16 protein-coding genes and 1 pseudogene are annotated in these 22,093 nt (G+C 35.0%); 10 read left to right on the top strand and 7 right to left on the bottom strand.

The genetic code is table 11. The features are described 5' to 3' along the window. Positions 1-30: 30 nt before the first annotated feature. Both LC087_RS18865 and LC087_RS18870 read right to left on the bottom strand, forming a co-directional pair. Positions 31-501 carry a hypothetical protein gene (locus LC087_RS18865; protein WP_226540744.1) on the bottom strand — a complete coding sequence of 157 codons (471 nt, stop codon included), beginning with the start codon at positions 499-501 and terminating at the stop codon, positions 31-33. Positions 502-512: 11 nt separating this feature from the next. After that, on the bottom strand, positions 513-1,331 hold the full coding sequence (locus LC087_RS18870; RefSeq protein ID WP_226540746.1) for a hypothetical protein: 819 nt from the start codon (positions 1,329-1,331) through the stop codon (positions 513-515). 333 nt (positions 1,332-1,664) lie between these two features. Here LC087_RS18870 and LC087_RS18875 point away from each other — a divergent pair, with 333 nt between their 5' ends. From LC087_RS18875 to LC087_RS18890, 4 genes are all read left to right on the top strand, one after another. Then, on the top strand, positions 1,665-1,976 hold the full coding sequence (locus tag LC087_RS18875) for a hypothetical protein (RefSeq protein ID WP_306020960.1): 312 nt from the start codon (positions 1,665-1,667) through the stop codon (positions 1,974-1,976). 15 nt (positions 1,977-1,991) lie between these two features. Then, positions 1,992-3,158, top strand: a complete 1,167-nt coding sequence (locus LC087_RS18880; protein WP_226540753.1) for an FtsK/SpoIIIE domain-containing protein — start codon at positions 1,992-1,994, stop codon at positions 3,156-3,158. After that, positions 3,145-3,747, top strand: a complete 603-nt coding sequence (locus LC087_RS18885; protein WP_226540755.1) for a replication-relaxation family protein — start codon at positions 3,145-3,147, stop codon at positions 3,745-3,747. Before LC087_RS18880 ends, LC087_RS18885 begins: the two co-directional genes overlap by 14 nt. Positions 3,748-3,841: 94 nt before the next feature. Continuing rightward, positions 3,842-4,870 carry a Vps62-related protein gene (locus LC087_RS18890; protein ID WP_226540756.1) on the top strand — a complete coding sequence of 343 codons (1,029 nt, stop codon included), beginning with the start codon at positions 3,842-3,844 and terminating at the stop codon, positions 4,868-4,870. 67 nt (positions 4,871-4,937) lie between these two features. On the opposite strand, the gene LC087_RS18895 is transcribed toward LC087_RS18890, so the two are convergent. Further along, positions 4,938-5,339, bottom strand: a complete 402-nt coding sequence (locus LC087_RS18895; protein WP_226540758.1) for a DUF3997 domain-containing protein — start codon at positions 5,337-5,339, stop codon at positions 4,938-4,940. Positions 5,340-5,522: 183 nt separating this feature from the next. Between LC087_RS18895 and LC087_RS18900 the strand changes: the two genes are divergently transcribed. The 3 genes from LC087_RS18900 to LC087_RS18910 all read left to right on the top strand — a co-directional run bounded on the left by LC087_RS18900 (position 5,523) and on the right by LC087_RS18910 (position 7,511). After that, a complete protein-coding gene (locus LC087_RS18900) occupies positions 5,523-5,837 on the top strand; it encodes a YhjD family protein (protein WP_226540760.1) in 315 nt (104 codons plus the stop codon). 286 nt (positions 5,838-6,123) lie between these two features. Beyond that, complete coding sequence (locus LC087_RS18905; RefSeq protein WP_306020961.1) at positions 6,124-7,080, top strand: fibronectin type III domain-containing protein; 957 nt, start codon at positions 6,124-6,126, stop codon at positions 7,078-7,080. 14 nt (positions 7,081-7,094) lie between these two features. Then, positions 7,095-7,511: a hypothetical protein gene (locus LC087_RS18910; RefSeq protein WP_226540764.1), complete on the top strand. Its 417-nt coding sequence runs from the start codon at positions 7,095-7,097 to the stop codon at positions 7,509-7,511. A 335-nt stretch (positions 7,512-7,846) separates the two neighbouring features. Here LC087_RS18910 and LC087_RS18915 read toward each other — a convergent pair whose 3' ends face one another. Continuing rightward, positions 7,847-8,353, bottom strand: coding sequence for a head maturation protease, ClpP-related (locus tag LC087_RS18915; protein ID WP_371932724.1), 507 nt, complete (start codon positions 8,351-8,353; stop codon positions 7,847-7,849). 450 nt (positions 8,354-8,803) lie between these two features. Here LC087_RS18915 and LC087_RS18920 point away from each other — a divergent pair, with 450 nt between their 5' ends. From LC087_RS18920 to LC087_RS18930, 3 genes and pseudogenes are all read left to right on the top strand, one after another. Continuing rightward, a complete protein-coding gene (locus LC087_RS18920) occupies positions 8,804-9,004 on the top strand; it encodes a hypothetical protein (protein ID WP_306020964.1) in 201 nt (66 codons plus the stop codon). After that, a complete protein-coding gene (locus LC087_RS18925) occupies positions 8,976-9,530 on the top strand; it encodes a tyrosine-type recombinase/integrase (protein ID WP_306020966.1) in 555 nt (184 codons plus the stop codon). The genes LC087_RS18920 and LC087_RS18925 overlap by 29 nt, the downstream gene beginning before the upstream one ends. A gap of 35 nt (positions 9,531-9,565) precedes the next feature. Then, positions 9,566-12,551, top strand: a pseudogene (locus LC087_RS18930) (Tn3 family transposase). A gap of 269 nt (positions 12,552-12,820) precedes the next feature. Here LC087_RS18930 and LC087_RS18935 read toward each other — a convergent pair. From LC087_RS18935 to LC087_RS18945, 3 genes are read right to left on the bottom strand one after another with little or no spacing between them, the layout of a single operon-like run. Further along, on the bottom strand, positions 12,821-13,288 hold the full coding sequence (locus LC087_RS18935) for an SMI1/KNR4 family protein (RefSeq protein WP_226540645.1): 468 nt from the start codon (positions 13,286-13,288) through the stop codon (positions 12,821-12,823). Positions 13,289-13,305: 17 nt separating this feature from the next. After that, positions 13,306-18,459, bottom strand: a complete 5,154-nt coding sequence (locus tag LC087_RS18940) for an HNH/ENDO VII family nuclease (protein ID WP_306020969.1) — start codon at positions 18,457-18,459, stop codon at positions 13,306-13,308. Beyond that, positions 18,360-22,055: a DNRLRE domain-containing protein gene (locus tag LC087_RS18945; protein ID WP_306020971.1), complete on the bottom strand. Its 3,696-nt coding sequence runs from the start codon at positions 22,053-22,055 to the stop codon at positions 18,360-18,362. The genes LC087_RS18940 and LC087_RS18945 overlap by 100 nt, the downstream gene beginning before the upstream one ends. Between the last annotated feature and the right edge of the window lie 38 nt (positions 22,056-22,093).

Genomic DNA, 22,093 nt, shown 5'->3' on the forward strand with positions numbered 1-22,093 from the left:
TTGGTATTCTTCTAATATGTGAAATATTTTCTAATTCTGTGCTAGTTTTTTCATAGAAATGTAGCTTTTTTTATTATGGAAATCATTTTCATTTATTTCCAAACTGTCGCATGCGAACTCCAAATGTTCAAGCCAATCATAATCATGACATTCCAGAGCTTTTTCGCATTCTCTTTCAATATATGGAGTGCTAGTTTCTTTTCCGATATCTCTGAAAACTTCAATCGCATCTAAAGATCCGGGCCAGTTCCGGTCCTGTAATAACTCCGCTAATTTAGGTAGTGCTTTTTTGTTTCTTGGGTAGCCCATCCTGGATAAAATTTTAACTCCATTTTCCCAACAATTTTTTCCGTATTTAGGTATTATCAAATGTACTTTTTCATTATTAAGTTGAGAAAGAATTTCCATTGCTTCTTCTTGGGTTTCCTTGGGTAATTGAGAATTTAAATTGTAAACATAATAAGTAATTTCTTCATCTTCAAGATTTAGAAATTTTGTCATAATTATTCACCTCAGTTTTTTGAAGCGACAGATATTGCCTGAAGAATCTTTGTGAATTTATGCGGCTTTGAGTTAGCGTTAGACCTAGAAGCAATCCATCCTTTCATATCAGCAGAATTAGTAGGTTTAACTGAAACGTGATTTGTTCCATCGATAACCGCTTTTAGTACTTTTGTTTTATCAACAGCTTCTTTAGTTGTAGCGGTAAATTTACCTGTAGGCATTTTTCTATAATAAGACAATCCACCGGTATCTTTTTCTCTAGGAGTTAAGTTTGTACCAGTAGATGATCCACCCCTATAGATAATAGTAGGATTTTTCTTTTTCAATCTTTTCTCAAGTTCTGCTTTTACTTCATCTTTTGCAACCATTATAACACTAACAAGAGTGGCTGCAATCGCCATAGCAATTAAGTGTTCTAATACCCATGTTGCTATTGGAACCAAAATAATTGGAACAGCTTGTGGACCAATTGGAGCTTTAATTGAACCGGTGTTTTTATCAAACATTTTTCCTTCTATGGTTTGTTTTCTTTCAAGCTCTTCAATATCTAACTCTTTTCCTGTTGTCACGTCATACGCTTTAGATTCAAAAGTGCCATCAGCTATATAATAAGTCACTTCATACTTGATACCATCTTCAGTTTTGGAAAAAATTTGTTCTCCTGTGGTGTGTTTATAATCTATTCCTTCTGCTTCTAAATAAAGTTGAAGTTCAATATCAATTTCTTCTTTACTTAAATTTTTTGATGCAGATACACTTTGATTTTGGGGTAATAGTCCTAACAGTAGAATGGTAAATATTAGTATAAAAGAAACTGTTTTTTTCATTTTTTTTGCCTCTTCCATTTTTTTATTTTATAACAAGTTTTATCTTATTATAGTAATATTTTATTTTCAAGATATATTTTTCTACAAAATACGACACTATAATATCATATGATATTATAGTGTAATTGTTAAATAGTACTTATATGCTTTTGGGTTATAGGTTTTACGAATGAAAAACTCATTATTTATAGGCTAGATAAAATTAGAAATCTTTAGATTTGAGTCATAACGGACAAACACCCCCGCGTACCCTTTACTATCTCACCTGCATTTTACTCCATCTCCTTCTCTCTAAACAAAATCTTTGATTATTAATCTGGAAGTCTTAAAAGCTTGTTTTCTTTAGATGTGTGTTCTTTAGATTTATCTTTAGAAAAAACTTTATATTTCAGGGAGGAAAACAGCATGACTTACAGCTTTGTGGGGATTACGGTTGAATCGTTTTTTAACATGTCGCCGATGATGGCAGGTGGTTATGCCCTGCTGATCGGTTCTGGTGCAATTTGTATCTTAGGAGCTAGATTAGAAAAGTATTTGTATGGCGGAAAGCACGCTTATTTAGCTGAGTTCGCCAGCACGATTCTAAATATCTCTTTACCTGGTACATTTTTGTACATGGTTGTACGCTTCATATTTGGCTTGTAGGAGTGTTTTAACATCATGAGTATAAAAACCTTACTACAAAAGTTTAAGGCTAAAAGAGAGCTAGAATATGCGTTTAATGTGGGAGGAATCTACATTAGTAAGAAGAATTCTGGTGGTAAAGAAATTAAACGGATGCCCAAGATACATGAGGTGACTTTGTTTGATGATCGGACCAGATATACTTTTACATTGCCCAATGGCTACGATCCCAAAGAGATTGATAAAAAGGAATACGTTTTTAAACAGGTGTTTTGTAGATCGCTTGAGTTAAAAGGTGACTTAAAAAAATATGTACTAACCGTTTATAAGCATAAAATGACCAATGAAATTAAATACAACTTTTGTAGTATTAAAGGTGAAATCCATGAATATAAAATGCCCATCTACTGTGGCGCGGATCGTCTAGGAAAAAACATCATATATGATATGTCTACAAAACCTCACTTACTAATTGCTGGGGAAACAGGGTCAGGAAAATCGACTCAACTTCGCCAGCTACTTACAACCCTCATATTAAACTTTGATCCTACAGAATTAGAATTATATCTTGGCGACTGTAAGAAAGCTGAATTTCATGTTTTTAGGAATGTGAAGCATGTTAAAGCATCAGTGACAAGAGTACATGAAATTAAGGCAATGTTGGAATATATCCAAGACGAAATGAACGCACGATACGAATTAATTGAAACATTTGGAGTCGCACATATTGATGATCTACCAAAGGAACACAAGAAGCCTTATATGGTGGTTTGTATTGATGAATTTGTGATGCTACGCAAAGAAAAAGAGATCATGGCAGCGTTGATTGATCTAACTGCTTTAGGTAGAGCGTCAAATATTTATGTGGTCCTTAGTATGCAGAGACCAGTTAAAGAAGTTTTGGATACTACAATAAGATCAAATTTAACTGTAAGTATGGGTTTTAAAGTTAGGGATAAAATCGAATCCAGAATCATAAACACTCCTGGAGCCGAAAATATTGAAACTCCTGGACGGTTTTATATGAATAATAATGGTCGAATAGATGAACTACAAGCACCGTTTTTATCATTGGATGAATGTAAGAAGTTATTAGAACCTTATTTGGTAGCACCAGCTGAAGCGAAAGAAGTGTCTGAAGAAATCCTACAGATTGACCAACAAGACGAACTGCTTGGAGGATGGAAAGATGAGGAAGCGTGATCTTAATATCTTAGATGATCTCGAAAGATTTAGATGTTTGACTGCTGAGCAGATCGGCAGGATACATTTTAGTCACACCAAGAACAGTTATACGAATGCATCATTTGTTGTTAAACGTTTGAGGGATCGGGATTATATAGATTGTAATACTGATAGACGGCGATTTGTCTATTTTCCTAAGTCCAGCAGGATCAAAAAGAATGGCCAAAAAATAGATCACTTTTTAGCAATTGCAGATTTTTATATTGATCTAAAGCGAGCGAAAGGATTGCGATTTTATCATGTGGAGCCTAGTTATATGGACATCGTACGCCCTGACGCTTGCATGATTTGGAGACAAACAGCTTTTTTCGTGGAGATCCAAAAGAGCCATTACTCTACAAAGGTGATGGATGAAAAAATGAAAAGATATCAAAAATACTATGAAAGTGGACAATGGAGAGAATTACATTTTCAGAATAAAGATAAAGCGAGATTTCCGCGTATCTGGATTGTGGCCAATCATCAGTACAAAATTAATATAGATAGTCGGATCAAAGTCATACAGTGTAGTAGTGTTAAATCTTTATTAAGCCGATTGGAAAAATAATTATTTAATTTTAATAGAAAAAAAGGTTTTTTTGTATATTTAAGAGAATTAGTACAAAGAAATTGATTATTTTGAAAATGGAGGGATTATTTATATGAAATTAAAAGCAATGATTACTTTTTCACTTGCTGCTCTTATTCTCGTTTCAATCTTAGTTTTACCTACTTCGACAAAAGCCAATGTTAACAAAGCAGAACTATGGATGACCTATTCACTTAGTAAGCAAGACACACGTACACAAGTAGGTAGTACACTTGAGAATGGGTATGATGTTAGGGAGAAGATCGGCTATATTTTAGCAGAGCCAGATAGTTCAAAACCAACAGTTCCGTTATATATTGGCCCAAGTTTAGAGAGACCTGAAGATACAATAACTACTACTTATCCATTGCCTGCAAAAGAAACTTTAGGTTATATCTATGTTAATCAAGAACCTGGAACTATTCCGCTCTACCTGAAATATGACCAAAATCGAAATGACAAAAGGACTCAAGTTGAGGCTGAGTCACCAGCGGGCTATGATCAAGGTCGTATCCTCGGGTATATCTATCCGACAGAAACACAACAACTATACTATATGCCGGTAGTTCCAAAGCATGAAGTATACAATGATTCAGGCTCTGGTTCAGATAATGATGTGAGCATATGGAGAGCTGGTGATGATGTAATTCCTCCTGGGTATGTACGTGCAACACAATTAGCTAAAGGTAGTTATGGACCTCCAAGTAACAGTGAGTTCGTTTATCTATTAAAAGCTCATCAGCTTGAAGGGCAAGAACCGCTATTAAAAGCACCGAGTGATTATTTCTTTATGTGGAATGATAAAGGATCTGGAGGTACTCACGACGGATCAATTTGGGGAGTTAATTGTCCTTCGGGTTATGGTTCATTAGGGGATATAGCAACAGGTAATTACAGTAAACCTGCACTTTCAGAAACTATGTGCGTAAATATGGATTTGTTAACTACTTCAATGCCTACTCAGAACGATTGGATTTGGAGTGATAAAGGTTCTGGGGGGAATAATGACGTTACTTTATTTAGAGTTGGTAACGCTGGAGGATTTATTTCTCAGGCTGATTACGATGGTCCTAAGTGGTCGCTTTTTGGATTAAAGAAATAAAAATGGATTAAAGACCCACTCGCTTGAGTGGGTTTTTGTATGCAAAAAAATAAGCCCCGAAAGGGACCTATCTGAATGATTTAGCAGGTTTTAATTCTAAATCAATGTTCAGTTTTTCTAGTTTCAATTTATAATCTTCTTCATTTAACGGACCTATAGCTGTGATTGCATTCTTTTCAACAATCCAGTAATTCACGTCAGTTTCATCCAAAATCTCAAAATCAGGATCTTCTTCATCAGCTTTCATACCTAGTTGTTTAGCAATTATATAGTCATTATTATAATTTATTTCTACAACCTTTGCAGGAATTATTATCGGTGATAAATCTGAATTATAGGTAACCATAACATGTTTATTATTCGCTCTAACTAATTCAAAGTTTCCTCCTAATGAAATTTCATAATCACCAACTCCAGCGCAACTGGTAAGTAATATTAATATAGTTATGGTAAGTAAATGGTTTTTCATAAGTTCAACTCCAAATACTTTTAAAGTAAACTGTATCTTAACACCATAATTAATTTGAGTAGTTACAATAAAAGAACAAAAAATAAGCCCCGAAAGGGACTTAGTCATACATTACAATATAATATTCTCAAGGATTCCATTGTACACTATAATCAATTTAGGTCAAGGAAACGAGGGATTTCATTGAACGCACCCATCCCGAAAGAAGAGAAACATTTGATCTACGAGTACATCTATACGGTTAATATGGTGGGAATCTTGGAACATAAGAAATTTGAGAAATACGCTTATTTGATCCCTGTGCTTCGAACGGAACTAAGGGAGATCAAGGTTAAGATGAAGGACCTCAAAATTGAGGTTGAAGAACCTGTACAGGTTGATGATTGGTTTGTAGAATATCCTTATAGGGCACATGGGTATCATGGGACCATGCGATTTTGGAAATTTGCTATAAAGCTTGAATTGAATAAACGGTTGAAGAGATATATAGAAGGGTAGATGGATATGAAAAAGGTTTTAGGTGGATTTTTGATTGCTTTTATAACAATATTTGTTGCTTCTTCGCTACTTACAGTGTAAAGTAAGTGCTTAAATCTAAACATCTGAAATCAACTCAATTAATAAAAAGGTGTATTCTTCTTTACAGAGCTGGTTTTTCAACTTGTAACAGGTGGAGAATACTGAGCAAGCAATTGAACTCATTCCCTTGTCCGCCTTTGAAAATACTATATGATCATTCTAAATGGCGAAGAGCCTATTTGTTGCATTAATTTTAATTGGAGTTTTGTCTTGGGTAAGTCTAACATGGAATAATATACCTGATGAAGATAATATATTTACTATATACAAGAATGATGAAAAGATTGGAGAAGTTGAAGGTAATCAATTTGTAGATGAGAATGTTAAACCAGATACAATCTATAACTATACCGTCTTTGCAAAGAAAAAACTTCCAGAACATCGCATCGAAGAAATAAAAAAAGAAATGAAGGAAAATAATGAAACACTTACAGAACAAGAAATGGAAGACATATATTATGAACCTAAGGAAATAACTGCTATTGTTAAGACAACAAGTGCTTTTCAAGATATAGATAAGGGGTCTGACATATCTAAGGTGGCTTCACCTTCGAATGCACCACCTGGATATGGGTTTCTACTTACTTATAATGCCTTTATACCACTAAATGATGCAGTTAACCCTAATTGCGCACCCTTGGTAGTTGCTTGTACCACAGGTAACTTTAAATTTCACGGAGACGGTAGAGGGTTTTCGGTATGGGATCAAGATGGAAAATTTAGAGTTCGTTCCAGTGTGTGGTTAACAAGTACCCTTAGTGGGAAAAAGTATATTAAACAACGAAGAGAAATTGGTGAGACAATAGGATATGATATGTTTGGAAGAGTAAATGATAGAGATACAGCTCCAATTTCTGATATTCAACTAACTTACAAAAATACTACATCTAGTAACTGGTATCATAGAGTAGAGATTGCTTCTAATAATCCTCTTGTTCCTCTTTCACCAGATATTAATGTGGAATATTATTCAAGAGTAAATGTAAATGGGTCAGGCTATCATAAAGTTGTTCATGACAGAGCTCCTTCACATGAAATGTATCTTCACAATTATCCAGGAGATGATTATTATATACTACATCGACATTCTCATGAAGGATTTAGGTTTTTATTCCCTGTCTCTAGAAAAGAAGTCGAAATATATAATGATCCATTCTTTTAAAAGAGGGAAAGAAGATGACTATAACAAATATTTTAACTAGAAAATTTTTTGTAGGAATAATAGTATTAATATTCTGTTCTTCAATATTTCTTCTAAATAGTTTACTAATGGGGATTGATATTTTAGATGCTTTATTTTATATCGCTTTGTTTGCAATTCCAATTCTTTTGTTTTATGCACCTTTGTGGTCTACTATTTCAGAAATATTCGTAGACAAAAGAGTCAAATATAAAAAAAATAGTACAATGCTTATCCTGCATGCTCTTGGTGGGGCAGTATTACCTTATCTATTAGCGGCTGTTTTCAAGCCAGAAGACTTTTTGAATTTTCTAAAAAGTAGTTCTTCTATATCTGTAGTTCTTGTAGGAATTTTGTTTTCTCTATTATATATGCAGGTTGATCGCTTGTTTCTAAAATTCAAGCATAGATAGTGTTACTTTCCATGAAATCCGAGTTTCCACTCCTTTAAAAAATGAAGGATAGTGGTCACTCGGTTTTTTAATTTAGGTCTTGATAATGGAATAAAGTTTGATCAAAAATCTTTTAAATCCTTTTCTATTAGCATTTAAATTGGAAAATTATGTTTAAAACGGTTCGTCTTTTTTCAAAACGGATAAACTTTTATATAAACGATCAAACTTTATTACAAATGATCGATCTTTATTATAAATATATAATGTGTTTACAATTAGTTTGGTTAAATTCACCAGTCTATGTCCTATTTTTACACGTATCTCCCTGGTACCCCATATAAAGTTTTCATAAATTAAATTCCTCCTAAAATATCATTAATGTATTCTAAATTCGCCTTAGATTGCTCAGCGATCTTATTCCTTTGAGTCATATCAACTGTTTTTGGCTCTTTTATTAGCTGTTTTGGGACGTTTTTATAACGTTCTTTCCACTCATCACCTACAGATGCGACCATTTCATTGGCTTCAAGGACTACATCACAAAGACCATATTCATAGGCTTCATCAGCGCTTAACCAAGTCTCGGCATCTAGCATTTCTTTGAGTTTTTCTTCTGTTAATTTGTCGCCAGTCTTTTGTAAGTAGCTTTGGATGCTGGAATTATTCACTCTTTCAAGATCATCAGCTGCTTTTCTTAGTTCAGTAGCGTTTCCATATGCGAATGTCCAAGCATTATGAATCATCAACATGGTGTTTTTAGGCATGTGAATCGTATCACCAGCCATAGCAATAACGCTGGCTATACTTGCAGCCAAACCATCAACATAGACATTGACTGTAGCTTTGTGTCTCTTTAACATGGGGTCACGGTATCAATCGGAGAAAAATACACGTTTAGACACATTTTAGACACAATTCAACCGACTCCCTACACGTTAAGAAAAAGTTACTTTAAAATATGTTTTCAATCACTTAATAAACTCGTCGTAGTCTCTATGAGAATATGACGAGTTTTAGTATAATATAAATGTCCTACCCCGTGAGTGGGTTGGATTAACTATTAAAATATTCGTCGTGTTCTACATTGGAGGTGATTAAGATAAATAAAATAACCCTCGCAGATTATTTTGATCATTTAGAACTAAAAGGATTAAGTCAATCAACCATTCAGACGAACCGATCATCGATTTACCGATTCATTACTTGGATGAAAAAAGGAACCTCATCTTCTTAAGAATGATGAAATCTCTGTTTTACAAAAAGTCTTTCAGAAGAATATTAATCTATTTAAGAAAACGGCAGGGAAAGAAATGAACTGCAAAGTAGGAACGATCAACCTTACGATTCGCCATTTAAAACAATGTTTAGCTTGGTTACTAGAACAAAAATTGATCCCAGATAATCCAGCCGAAAAAATCGGATATATTCCTGAAGATCGGCTCAAAACAAAATGGATCACTGATCAGCAGGAACGACAATTGTTTGCTGAAACTTCGACTCCTTTTGGGTAACCAGAAACAGTATCGAAAGGTAATTCGTGAATATGCCATGATAGCCTTGATGTATTTTACAGGGATACGTGTTGAAGAATTATGTCATATCAAATTAACAGATATCCAAATTAATGAGCGTTCAGGATGGATCTACGTATACGGAAAAGAAAATAAGCAACGTAAAATAGATTTGAACAAATCTATTAGGAAGATATTATTTCAGTATTTAAAAGAGTATAAGGGAAGTTTAAAAGGTCCTTATCTGTTTGACTCTCAACGATCTGAGCAGGTGACCACTAGAGCTATGCAGCATGTTATTAAAAAGTATGAAAGACGACTAAATATGCCCAATCTTACTTGCCATGCTCTGAGACATACTTGCTTGCATAATTTAGTAAAGGAGGGTGTTCCCTTATCTACTGTTGCAGAGATTGCTGGTCATTTAAAAACGGATGGAACACCGAATGTTGATATGACTTTACGTTATATCAAGCCCAGTGAGGAAGAAAAAGCGAATGCAATGGAATTGATTAGTTGGGACTAATAACAAAAAGAGGATAATCTAGGAGGATTTATTCATTGGAAAAGAGAAAATTACTGACACCGTCTCTCCGTAAACAGTTATATGAAATCCCTGAAAATATGGACCAACGAGAGCTAGCTCGATATTATACAATTACCTCTGAAGAAAAATCTTTGATTCACCAACAACGTGGAGCTCCAAACCGTTTAGGATATGCGGTTCAAATCTGTTATCTTCGTTTTCCAGGTCGCCCATTGACGGCTGGGGAATTAGTACCGGACTCCGTTCTTAGTTATATTGCCAAGCAAATTGGGATATCTCCAGATGCATTAGAACGTTACACCAGTTCCAGAGGTGGTGAAACAAGACGGGAACATCTACGGAAAATTAGAAATCAGTTCGGGTATCGGACCTTCACTTCCACAGAGTACAGAGAACTCTCTCACTGGCTTTTACCAACGGCTATGAGTACGGATAAAGGGATTATTTTGGTGGAATCACTCATTACAGAAATGAGAAATAGAAAAATCATTCTTCCTGCAATATACGCTGTTGAGCATATAGGTTGGTCCGTTCGGGAGAGAGCAAAAAAAAATATCTATAAGCAATTGACCATGGGGCTATCAACAGAGCAATGTGAAAGACTGGATCAATTGTTAGTTTTGAGTGAAGGGGCGAAACAATCTTATCTCACTTGGTTACGTAAACCACCTAACTCTATATCTAGCAAGAGCTTTCATGAAATCGTGGATCGACACGACTTTATTCAGGAACTTCAATTACCATTGAACAATGGAAGAGATGTTCATCAAAATCGTCTATTGCAAATGGCTAGGAAGGAGCTCGTTACTCAAATCAACATATAGCTCGCTTTAATCCATTGAAACGTCACGCAACGATTATGGCCTTTTTGATTCATACCTATTCTTTTCTTATTGACCATGGGCTAGATCTGTATGACAAGTTAATCGGGAGAATGTTTAATCGTGGAGAAAATAAGGGCAATGAAGAATTTAAGAAAGATGGAAAGTCCATTAATGAGAAAGTTCGCCTATATGCTGAATTGGGAAGAGCGCTTATCGAAGCAAAAAAGCAAAACAGGATCCATTTGAAACCTTGCAATCTATTATTTCTTGGGATAAGTTTGTACAAACAGTAGAAGAAGCTGGTCAAATTGCGCGGCCTGTGGAGTTCGATTTTCTTGAGCTATTGGATGATCACTATAACAGCATGAGAAAGTTCGCCCCTCGATTGCTAGATACGTATATTTTTAAGGCATCACATCCAAGTGAGTCTCTGTTAAAAGCCCTTCACCTGTTAAAGGACTTAAATGACACTCGTAAAAGGAAGGTTCCAGAAGATGCACCTATCCATTTTGTGAAGCCGAAGTGGCAGAAGCACGTGTTTAAAGAGGATGGAATCGATCGCCATTACTATGAAATCTGTGTCATGGCGCAACTTCGTAATCACCTTCGATCGGGAGATATGTGGGTAGTAGGAAGCCGACAATATAAAGACTTCGAGGATTATTTGCTAACGCCTGAAACTTGGAATGAAGTGAAACAATCTAATCAAATTCCTTTAAAGATCTCTACAGATGTAAACCATTATCTTAAAGAACGTCAAGAAATATTAGAGAATGAATTAGAAAAGATCATTCAGTTGATTCAGAACAAGGAATTGCCTGATGTAGTCATTGAAGATCAACATATTAGGATTTCTAAGTCGAAAAAAAACGTTCCAGAAGAAGCAGAACTCTTAATCCGCCAAGTAAATGACCTATTACCTCGAGTTAAGCTAACCGATCTACTTGTAGAAGTAGATGGATGGACCCATTTTACAAAACATTTTACCCATTTGCATTCAAATTCTGAACCGAAGGAAAAATCCATCCTGTTTGCTGCTATCTTAGCAGACGGAATCAATTTAGGATTGTCTAAAATGGCTGATGCCTGCCCTGGTATTACATACGAACAGCTTGCTTGGGTGGCTGATTGGTACATACGTGAAGAAACCTATTCCAAAGCCCAAGCTGAAATCGTTGATTTCCATCATTCTCACCCATTCTCTATTCATTTTGGAGATGGAACAACATCTTCTTCTGACGGACAGGATTTTCGGGCTGGATACCAAGCTGGACCATCAGCACAAATTAATCCGAATTATGGCTCAGATCCCAGAGTAAAATTCTATTCTCATGTTTCTGATCAATATAGTCCATTCTTCGTCAAAGTAATCAGCTCTGCTGAAAAAGAAGCCCCACATATTATTGATGGATTATTAAATCATGAAACTGAATTGAAGATTGAAGAGCATTACACAGACACAGCAGGATTTGTGGATCATATTTTTGCCATGTGTCGGTTATTGGGATTTCGATTCGCTCCTCGAGTGAAAAGTATGGGGACAAACAAGATCTATACCTTTCAAAAGCCTAGCCAATACTCTGAATTATCTTTTCTGATGAGCAACCAAACAATAAAAACAAAACTAATTAAGGAGAATTGGGACCATGTCTTACATCTCACAAGCTCTATATTTCGTGGAACAGTGACGGCCTCATTGATTCTAAAAAAATTGAGTTCCTACCCTCGGCAAAATGGACTATCTACTGCCTTACGTGAAGTGGGAAGGATTGAACATAGTTTACATATCTTAGCGTGGATACAAGATCCAGAATTCCGTAAACGAGTCCAGATCGGTCTGAATAAAGGGGAATCAGCAAATGCATTAAGAAGAGCAGTTGCCTTTAACCGATTAGGAGAAATACGAGATCGCTCCTATGAAGATCAATCACATCGAGCGAGTGGCATTCAACTAGTCATCACGGCAATCATTCTATGGAATACGGTGTATATTGATCAAGTAGTAGAAGCCTTACGAGCAAAAGGGATAGATATTCCAGAAGAATATTTAAAGTACTTATCCCCATTGGGATGGGAGCACATTAACCTCACAGGTGATTATGTATGGAACCTGAAGCAACAAATACCTCTCGATAATTTAAGACCTTTAAGAGAAAAGAATTCTTTAAAATTATAGTAGTGCAAACGACCGACGATCCACTAACGTGTAGGGAGTCGGTTAAATTGTGTCTAAAATGTGTCTAAACGTGTATTTTTCTCCGATTGATACCGTGACCCCGTATAACAATCCCATTTACGTATTTTTCATTACCTAAGCTGTATCCCTATCATCTTTCCTAAAGCCAGATAGTCGTCGATATGTTTTACTTGTTCCCTTAGTGGGTTTTCTAAACCATTAAAAAATCTTGAACGGCTATTTGCCGTTCAAGATTAGGTGCCAATTATTTATTCTAATTCTTGATTTATTATTTCTAATAAAAACTGCCCAAAAGTGGGTGCAATAACTTCATATTTTTGTTTATTTAAGTCAACACCAGGAACAAAGGATATTACTTCAGGCTCATTTTCCAAGTTCTTTTTATCGAAGTCAAGACAAAATAAATCTCCACTACCTGTATCATATATTACAAGAAGATTTTCAGGTAGGTTACACTCTTTTCTTTCAGATAAAGTATACCAAATTGCATCTGGTACAGAAGAGTTTTCAAAATCATCATCTATAACTCCATAAATTTCTTGTGACCCATAATTCCCTGCTCCAAAACTTAATAAAAAATCCCTATATGAGCCTGTAATGCTTATGTTCAATACTTTTTCAGCTTTCTCAATTAATTCTTCTGAGCGTGAACCTACAAAATCACTAAGGTCTTCATCATTTAAAATAATTTTCTTTGCTTTTTTATAAGAATTCATATTAAGCATCTCCTCCGCTACCTATTTTTCCAATAATTCCTTCTAAAAGAATCAAATTCTTTTCTATCAATCCCTGATGGCGTTGTATTTGGATTTATATGAATTACACTGCTATTTTCTTTATGAAATGTTTGTGTTACCTCTGCTATAGAGCTGTCATTTCTTTGAGTAGTATGATGTAAATTAATTGACTTTCCATCTGGCCCTAATGGTGCAAGACCTTTCTTCATTCTCTCACTATTTGTTCTTCCTCGCTTATCTATTATATTAGGGTTTATTAAATCGTCTCTTTGATAAACTTTTTTTCCTCTGAACGTGGTGACTTTATTCCAATACTTCCTTCCATCACTAGCAAACCTTAAACCCTTCGCTGCACCTTTTGCATATTTTACTCCAGGGATCATGCCTGATGCACTTAAGGCGGCATTCTTATAGTCACCTTCTACTGCGTAAAGAGCTGCATCAACTCCTGCTGCAATCTGTCCCAAACCTGGAGCATATCCTGCAACATCGAGTGTTTTATGCGCTACATTACTTACTTTGCCCCAGAAACTTTTTTTCTTTGATTTTTTCGTCGATGGCTTGGTTTTATTATTTTTCTTAGGATTAGCCTTACCTCTACTAGAATCTGTTTTTTTAGATCCTGAATCTGGCTTAACACTTTTACTTCTATGACCAATAGCCTTTGCATATCCCATACCAGAATCAATCATATATACATGTATATGCCCAGTAGGATCTACGTAGTTTACTGGATTGTTCGTTGTATACGTATAGAGATGTTGCGTCCAGGGATCAAAAGCAGTTCCTTTATACGTATCTTGTGAGATAAAACGGCCCGTGTCAGAGCTATAATATCTTGCGTTCATATAATAAAGTCCAGTTGAAGCATCATGAACGGAACCTGTGAATTTCACATCATTTATAAACGTTTTATCTCCTGCCTCTTTTGGTTTCCCAAAATCATCATATTCGTATCCTTTCACACGCTTCGCATCAGAATCGATGATATTAGTTACACTACCTCGAATATCATAATGATAGAAAAAGAAATTATTTTTATATATCCCATCAAAACGTTTTGAAGCAGCAATGAAACCAGAAGGATTTAAGATATTTTCCGTAACCTTTTTATTATCTTTATCTGTTGAATACAATATTTCTTCATCATAATAATAATATTTCGTTATTAGCCCATCAACGTCACGACGAATACGCTGTCCATCTCCATTATAGAAACTTTTAGTTACAGAAGTATCTTTTCCTGGTGTTATAGTTTCCACTTTAGTAAGTTCATTGGCTAAGTTATAGGTGTATGACGTTTGTACATCCTTCCAAGAACCATCAATCTCTTTTTTAATCGTCTCTACCTTCTGATTTCCTCGCTCGTCATAAGTATATGAAGCATGAGCGTTTCCATTTTTCTTTGTTTTCTCTAACTGATTAAACTGATTATACGTATAAGTAAAGGCATCGCTACCTTCTTTCATTGCTGTCCTGTTTCCTACAGCGTCATATGTGTACGTGGTCGTTTTATCATCAATGGTTGACTTCTTAAGTCTCCCCACTTCATCATACTGATACGTTTTCTTAACCGTTTTACCTTTATCATAATCACTGAATATCGTTTCATTAATAACGTATCCACGTTTATCATAAGACATATCGAATTGCTCAAGTTTTATATGTCCTTGCTTTTTATATGAAATGGATTCAGTTAAACCAGTTGAATTATACGAATAATCGATTAATGTATAGTTCGATCCTTTTGTATCAAATTCAAGGAAATTTTTAATAGTATCAACTTGACCTGATCGGTTATATGAATACTCTTGGGCTGTATTTCCTTCTACTAAAATCGAAGTGAGACGGTTGTACCCATCGTATTTATATTCAATGTTCTTTTGTTGGTCACCTTCTTCCATTGGATAGGACAATTCTATGACATTATCACTCTTATCATATTTATAAGATATTTCTGATCCATCTTGAACTTCTTGTTTTAGGCGTCCTTTTGTATCATATGCATATGATGAGATAATGGTTTTCCCATCTTGTGTATTAACCATTTTAGTTCGATTACCATTTATATCGTATTCATAACTTGTCCAATGACCAGTTCCATAATCATCTTTAATTAATTGATTCAGTTCATTATACTCTTGTTTTACTATAGAGCCATCATTATGTGTTGTTTCAACAAGGTTTCCGTTAGCATCATACTTAAACATCTTGGTCATTTTTTTACTGTCTGAGGTGTTTCCATCATCCACTTCCTTATAAACTCTACCAAGAGCATTTAAATAGGTCACTTTTTCTCTTCCCATTGAGTCTATGACTTTATTTTTTACGTAATCGCCCTCTTTTAAGTCATAAACATAAGAAGTCGTTAATGATTCTCCACCAGTTTTTTGAGTGACTTTTTTTAGACGATTAATCCTGTCATACTCGTAGTTTGTTTGATGTCCTTCACCATCTGTGGATTGAAGAATATTTCCATTCAGGTCATATAGATTTGATGTTACAATGTTTTTTCCTGAAGGATCAGTGATGACTCTTGTTTGACGATTTAGTTCATCGTAAACCGATCTAACTTCACGACCTTCTCCATCCGTAACCTTAGTCATATTTCCAACAAGGTCATACTCATAGGTTGTAACGGTACCAGCTGCTTCTTCTTTTATCAGTTGCCCAATTGCATCATAATGCTTTGTAATAGAGCGACCTTCTCCATCCTTGGTAATAATTTTCTCATTATTATTAGAGGTATAAGTATAACTAATTTCTTCTGTATCTCCATTAGGGTGGATGGTTTTTTCTAATCTACCTACCTCATCATACTTAAATTCAGTTACTTCTCCTTTTGCATTGGTAGTATCTAGTAGGTTATGGTTTAAATCGTAAGTTCGTTTATGTTTATTCCCTTTTGCATCTGTAGTTTGAACTAATCTGTCTAATAAATCATATTCACTTATGGTTACATTACCATTAGCGTCTTTAATTCTTGTAGGATTTCCTTGTTTATCATACAATAGGAATTCTGTAACCTTCCCTAATGGTTCAATAATCTTCTTGACTCTACCCTTTGAATCATACGTATAGGATGTCATTTGACCAAACTCATTGATCATTGTTTTTTGCTTTCCATCATCATCGTATGTGTAGGAAACCGTTCTGCCTTCTGGGTCAATTTCTTTAACTAAGTTCCCCTTATCATCATACTTATATGTTGTTGTCGCTGTAACACCATTTTTAATTGGTTCTGTAACCTTCCCTACTAAATTACGATCATTGTAATCTTGATATTTAGTTACATTCCCCAATGGGTCAGTCATAGTAAGGATATTTCCTCTATCATCGTATGTATAGCGATGATGAAGAGTTTTCTTCTGCCCATTTACCACGTTATCGTAGTACATATGATTAACCAACATGTCTTCCGTATATTCATAGTAAATGGTTTGATTCAATGGGTTCGATTTGGATGTTACATTCCCATTGGAATTATACATGAAGGTGACAGTCTTCCCTTTATCAGAGGTGACTGTTGTCTTTCCATCTTGAAAAGAAAAAGTAGAATACTCACTGATTGGATCAGTAACCTTTGAAATTTTTTCACCTTGATACTCCATTTTTGTTTCATAACTTTTTGCATCAACAATGTTTTCCAAATTTCCTGATGTACTATCGTACAAATATTCTTCTGCATATTCTTTTGAACCGTCTACTATCTGAGAAGTTTTAAATAAGCGATCAGATTCATTATCATAGGCAAAATGATACTCTCTACCAGCGTGATCAACTACTTTTATTAAACGATCTCTTTCATCATAAGAAAGGGCAGTTGCATCTCCTACACTGTTTTTCACTTCAATTATATTTCCACGCTTTTTATCATAAGTAAAGACGAGTTGATTACCATTTGGTTCTGACAAAGACGTTAACTTTAGTTGTTCATCAAAGTGATATAGAGTTTGGTCTTTACGAATGATTTCAATTGACCCATCTTTGTTTTGAGTTAGCTTCATATGAATACCTTTAGGTGTATCATATGTGCCATTGGAATTCTTTTTAAAGCGATGTAAACTACCATCTCCATCTTTGAGAATTAAACCAATATCTTTGCCTTGCAAATCATACTCTTTCAATAATGCTGTATTAAAAGAAAAATCCCATCCGTATCCTAAAGATGTTTTAGTGGTTGATTGACTATTAAAACTTCTTCTCATGACCATCGCAAGATGAGGAGACAAAGTGACAAAATCTGTCGTTTGATAGACTAAGTTTCCACTGCTAATGTTAATGTATCCATCACCTTGAGCTGTTTGAAAAGTGCTATAACCCCAATAATCTTGTAAACCTAGACGTTTATCAATTTCATTCTGTGCTACTACTTTAGACCATGCTTCATTAGAAGGTAAGCTTAGACGATGTTGTCCGTTAAAATCCTTAACTGCTACTACTTTGTAGTAAAACTTCTGACCATAATTTAAGTTAAAATCATTCCAATAAGACTCTTTAATTTCTTCTGCAAGTAAGGTTTCATCTGAAAGGGTGAAGTTTTTTTCCTTGCTACGATAAACTTGGTACGTGACATCACTTGTCGTTGATGGTTCCCAACGTAATTGCGTCATATAATTGACATTAGGAGTAGCTGTGAGTTTTTCTGGTTCATCAATAAGTTTCACATCAAAGGATTGTCCTTTAGAATTGACATACACAACCTCTGGTTCCCATGAGTCGATTATTGGTGTATCCCCAGCTGTTGAACTAGTTAATATAGCTTTGATCTTCAAGTCTTGTCCTGTATGAGCAAGGGCTGATGTTTTACTTGGTTCAATTTGTTCCCAAGTCATGCCCCCGTTAGCAGATGCATAATAGGTTATATCTGTACCACCTACAAGCGCTGCTTTTGGATTTAAGTGAATGGTACTGATATCTCCTGCTAGTGATACAGTCTTATATTCAAAAGAACCCGTTTTAGATGAAGGTGATAGTATAATTTTTCCATCCTTTAAAGTGACACCTGAAAGTTTTTCTATATTATTCTGGTTATCAAATGTATCGACCGCTACTTTCTTTTGATAGGAATACGTACTGTAGTAGTATTCTCCAAGATGCTTACCTCTAATGTATATATTATTTTCGCTTCCTTCTTCAAATTGCAGCAAAAAAGCAGCATATCTAAAAACAGGCCTTGGGATGCTGTGATTTCTTGACTGACTATATTTGAATTAACATACAAATCTTCTATATAAGTGTTACCATCATTCCATGAAGACATAGGAAAACCTGAATCAGAAAATGAATTAATTGTCAAAGCAGACTTTAATTCTTGAATTGGTTTAGTAATAAGTTGATCCTTTTTTGGTTCATATATGTCAATATGTGGCTTAATACTCGTTGTATCTTCTGTTTTCACTACTTTTACATTCTCAGTGGTTACGTTACCAGCTTCATCAATTGCTGTGAATCTGAGTGTATAATTTCGCTGATCTAATAAATTACTTGTGACCCATGAATACTTAATTTCGTTTGAAGAACTAGTTCCTTCTTTGAGTTTTCTAAAATAAGTTGGCTCAGTTCCAAGGCCATACTCAAGAGTCCAATTATATTGACCCATATTTTCTTCATTTATTTCTACTAACTCAATTGAGTCAAACCAAGCAGTACCATAAGCATTGAGATTTGTATGCTCAACTTCCAGATAAAGAAGTACTTTTTCAGCATATTCATCTGTTGTAAACGTGAGATTATGCTTTTTCCAATCTTGATTTCCAATCATCTTCTTGTTTCTAGTATCATGCCAAGATATTGTTGAACCATCACTCCTCATAACTTTAATGTTTAAAAACGCATGAGAATTTTGTAATTGGGTCTTAATATCTCCACTTAACCGATAAGTAGTATTCGGTTTTACTTCAATTTCATTGGTTGAAGCTATATATCCCCAATTAGAACTTGTAGACATAGGATCAACCTTCAAAGATAAAGTTTCGTTAACTGTAGTTTCATTTGTTTCTGTATTCCAACTCGATGTATAACCTCCTTCAACTGATATTGTTCCATTATCAAGGTATTTAATATCTTTCCATCCATCTAATCCATCTGTGAAATCCCCATTATGAACCATATTAGTATCGATTGAATTAGGTAAAGAATTTTCTATATTTATTAAAACATCTTCAATACCTTTGAGAGTTTCGTTTTCTTTAGGATATTTAAAAGAAACAACCGGACTAGAAGTATCTTTATAAATTTTTGCAGAATTTGAGTAACCTTTATTACTCGCTCTATCAACACCTCTGATTTGGATGGTATGTATTCCATCGGGTAATTGTTCGGGAATTTTTTTAGAGCCACTAGAACTGTTGACTCCAAGGTCTTTCCATTGGTCATCATCTACAGGTTTATCATTTATTCCATTATTCAATCTATATTGGATGTTTTCTAAGGATCCTGTATCTTTAATTCCACTCCAAGAAACCGTATACTCTTCTTTGTTACTCCATGATGAAGGATTAACCGTCACAGAAGTTGGTGTACTAGGCCTTGTAAGGTCTCCGGTTTTTTCAGTAGAAGAGTATGAAAAAGCGGTGGAATTTCCTTTTTTATCAATTGCTCTTATCCTCATTGCAATGGAAGATTCACCTGGTAGTCCTGTTACAGTGTGCGAATAACTACTACCACCTGTATGTTTAACATTTGCAACCCATTTCCATGAACCATTAACATTTTTCTCTAATTCATAATGGTTAATACCTGAACTGATCCCAGAAGGAAGGTCTTTAACGGCATTCCATTTCACATTTGCTTCTGCTTGATTCTTATTAGGACCAACTCGATTAGAAATAGATATACTAGGTATATCTGGTTGATTAGGTCTTGTGCTGTCCGGAAGTGTAGGTGTCGCTGCAGGAGCTGAATATAAGCTCGTCGCCCTGTTATATTCTTTATTATAACCAATAATCCTGAACCAATAATTGTGCTTTTCTTTGTCTTTATAATATCCTCCAGAAGTGATGTACGTATCATCTGGATCATTAGGGAGTTCTGCACCTTTTCCATCTTTATGTAACTTATAGGATCCCTTTGATAACTCTGATGGAGTTGGCCAAATTCCTTTTCCTTTAGTTGACCATGAAGTACTCGTCCCTACATCAAAATACTCATAGTCCTTTCCGTTATAAATAGCCACTTGATAATGGGTAGCTCCCGCGATTTTATCCCATGAAAGATTAAAATAACCAGTCCCTGTGTTTTTTCCACTTGAGTACGCAGTTACTTTTGGAGCTTTAGCCGTTCCAAGTGGGGTATGGGTAATTTCAATTCTCGGTGCGAGATTTGAGCTTCCTTGAGACGACACGATCTTTTTCCAATACCCTTGACTTCCTTTAGTACTAAATCGAAAACCATAATTACTTCGGATACCTTTATGCCACTCTTTTACCGTACTTGTAACATCAAAATTAGCCCATTGATTACGGGTAACATTTACACTTGCTAACCTAGTGGTAGATGATGGTTTTTCATTCCAACTCAAGTCACGTTCATTCCAACTTTCATTCACGCGATCTAAATATAATACATTGGGATTATTATGGTACCAATGGTGGATAACGTACACTTTAAGTTCAGCTTTTTGTACCAAATAGTTTTCTAGATTTTTAGTATTAGGTTTGATGTACCCATAACAAGTCCCCGTTTCTCCATCGACATATCCTACCTTTAGAACCTCGTCATTCCTATAATTCGCATTTTTATATGCACTCATGACATAAGAATCTTCTATCATTCCCATATGAGGCTTGTCATTTGATACCGAAGGATCAATATAAACAGGGTATTGGCGCTCAGGATCTTCTAGCCAGTTTGGATCTGCCTTTAATTCAATAAGGTAACCACCGTCTGTTTCTTTTATCTCAAATTGAACGTCTTGAGATTCAGTATACTCTCCTTTACGGTCATCGTATTTAGAATCTCTCATAAAGGGCTTAGGGATATGGAAAATAACGTCTTCTTCCTGATTACTAAATTCGATCTCACCAAACTTAGTCAGTTCCGCTTTTAGGTCCGTCTCTACCTTGAATTGAAAGAGATGATATCCCTGATACTCATTTAAGATCAAATATTCTTTTGTGTGTTCTCCATATGTTGTATTCTGAAGATCAATGGAAGGGAATACACTTTTATGCATAATTTGATTTTCTTCAAAAATAGCTTCTACATCCGTCGCTTGCAAAGCTTCTTCATCTTCTCCTTTAGCCTCAAGAAGAGAATAGGTAAGGGTATAGCCATCATATTCAAAGGTGGCATACTCACCATTTCTCATTTTTTTAAGAAAAGAAGACTGTAAAATCGCATTCTCTGTTTCAACCTTATTTTCATCAGATGTATTTTCAACTAATTTCGTTGATACTTCTTCAAATGTATCGTCCCCTTCTTCTTTTTTATGAATAGGATCAAAATACACTTCTTCCGTGATCGTTCCGTCCTCATTATAAAAAAACTTGGACGTTTCGGTTCGCATATCAATAATTTCATCTCCAGCCTCTAATCCCTCAAATAAGGACTCATCAACAGGCTCTATCATTTCCATATCTTCAATATCCACTTCATCTACTAAAGTAGTTTGATCTGACTCTAATGTTTCTGTCTTATTGTTTTTTTGCAAACTTTCTGCCAATCCATTCATTGGTATTGATGAAAATACCAATAAAATAGTAAGCAATGTAGCAATAAATTTTTTTATTTGCTGATTTTTCACAAGATGTTCACTCCACTTCGCTGAAATTTATTTTTTAA

It is taken from the genome of Bacillus carboniphilus, from assembly GCF_020524035.2.
In the GTDB taxonomy this organism is placed as follows: domain Bacteria; phylum Bacillota; class Bacilli; order Bacillales; family JAIVKR01; genus Bacillus_CC.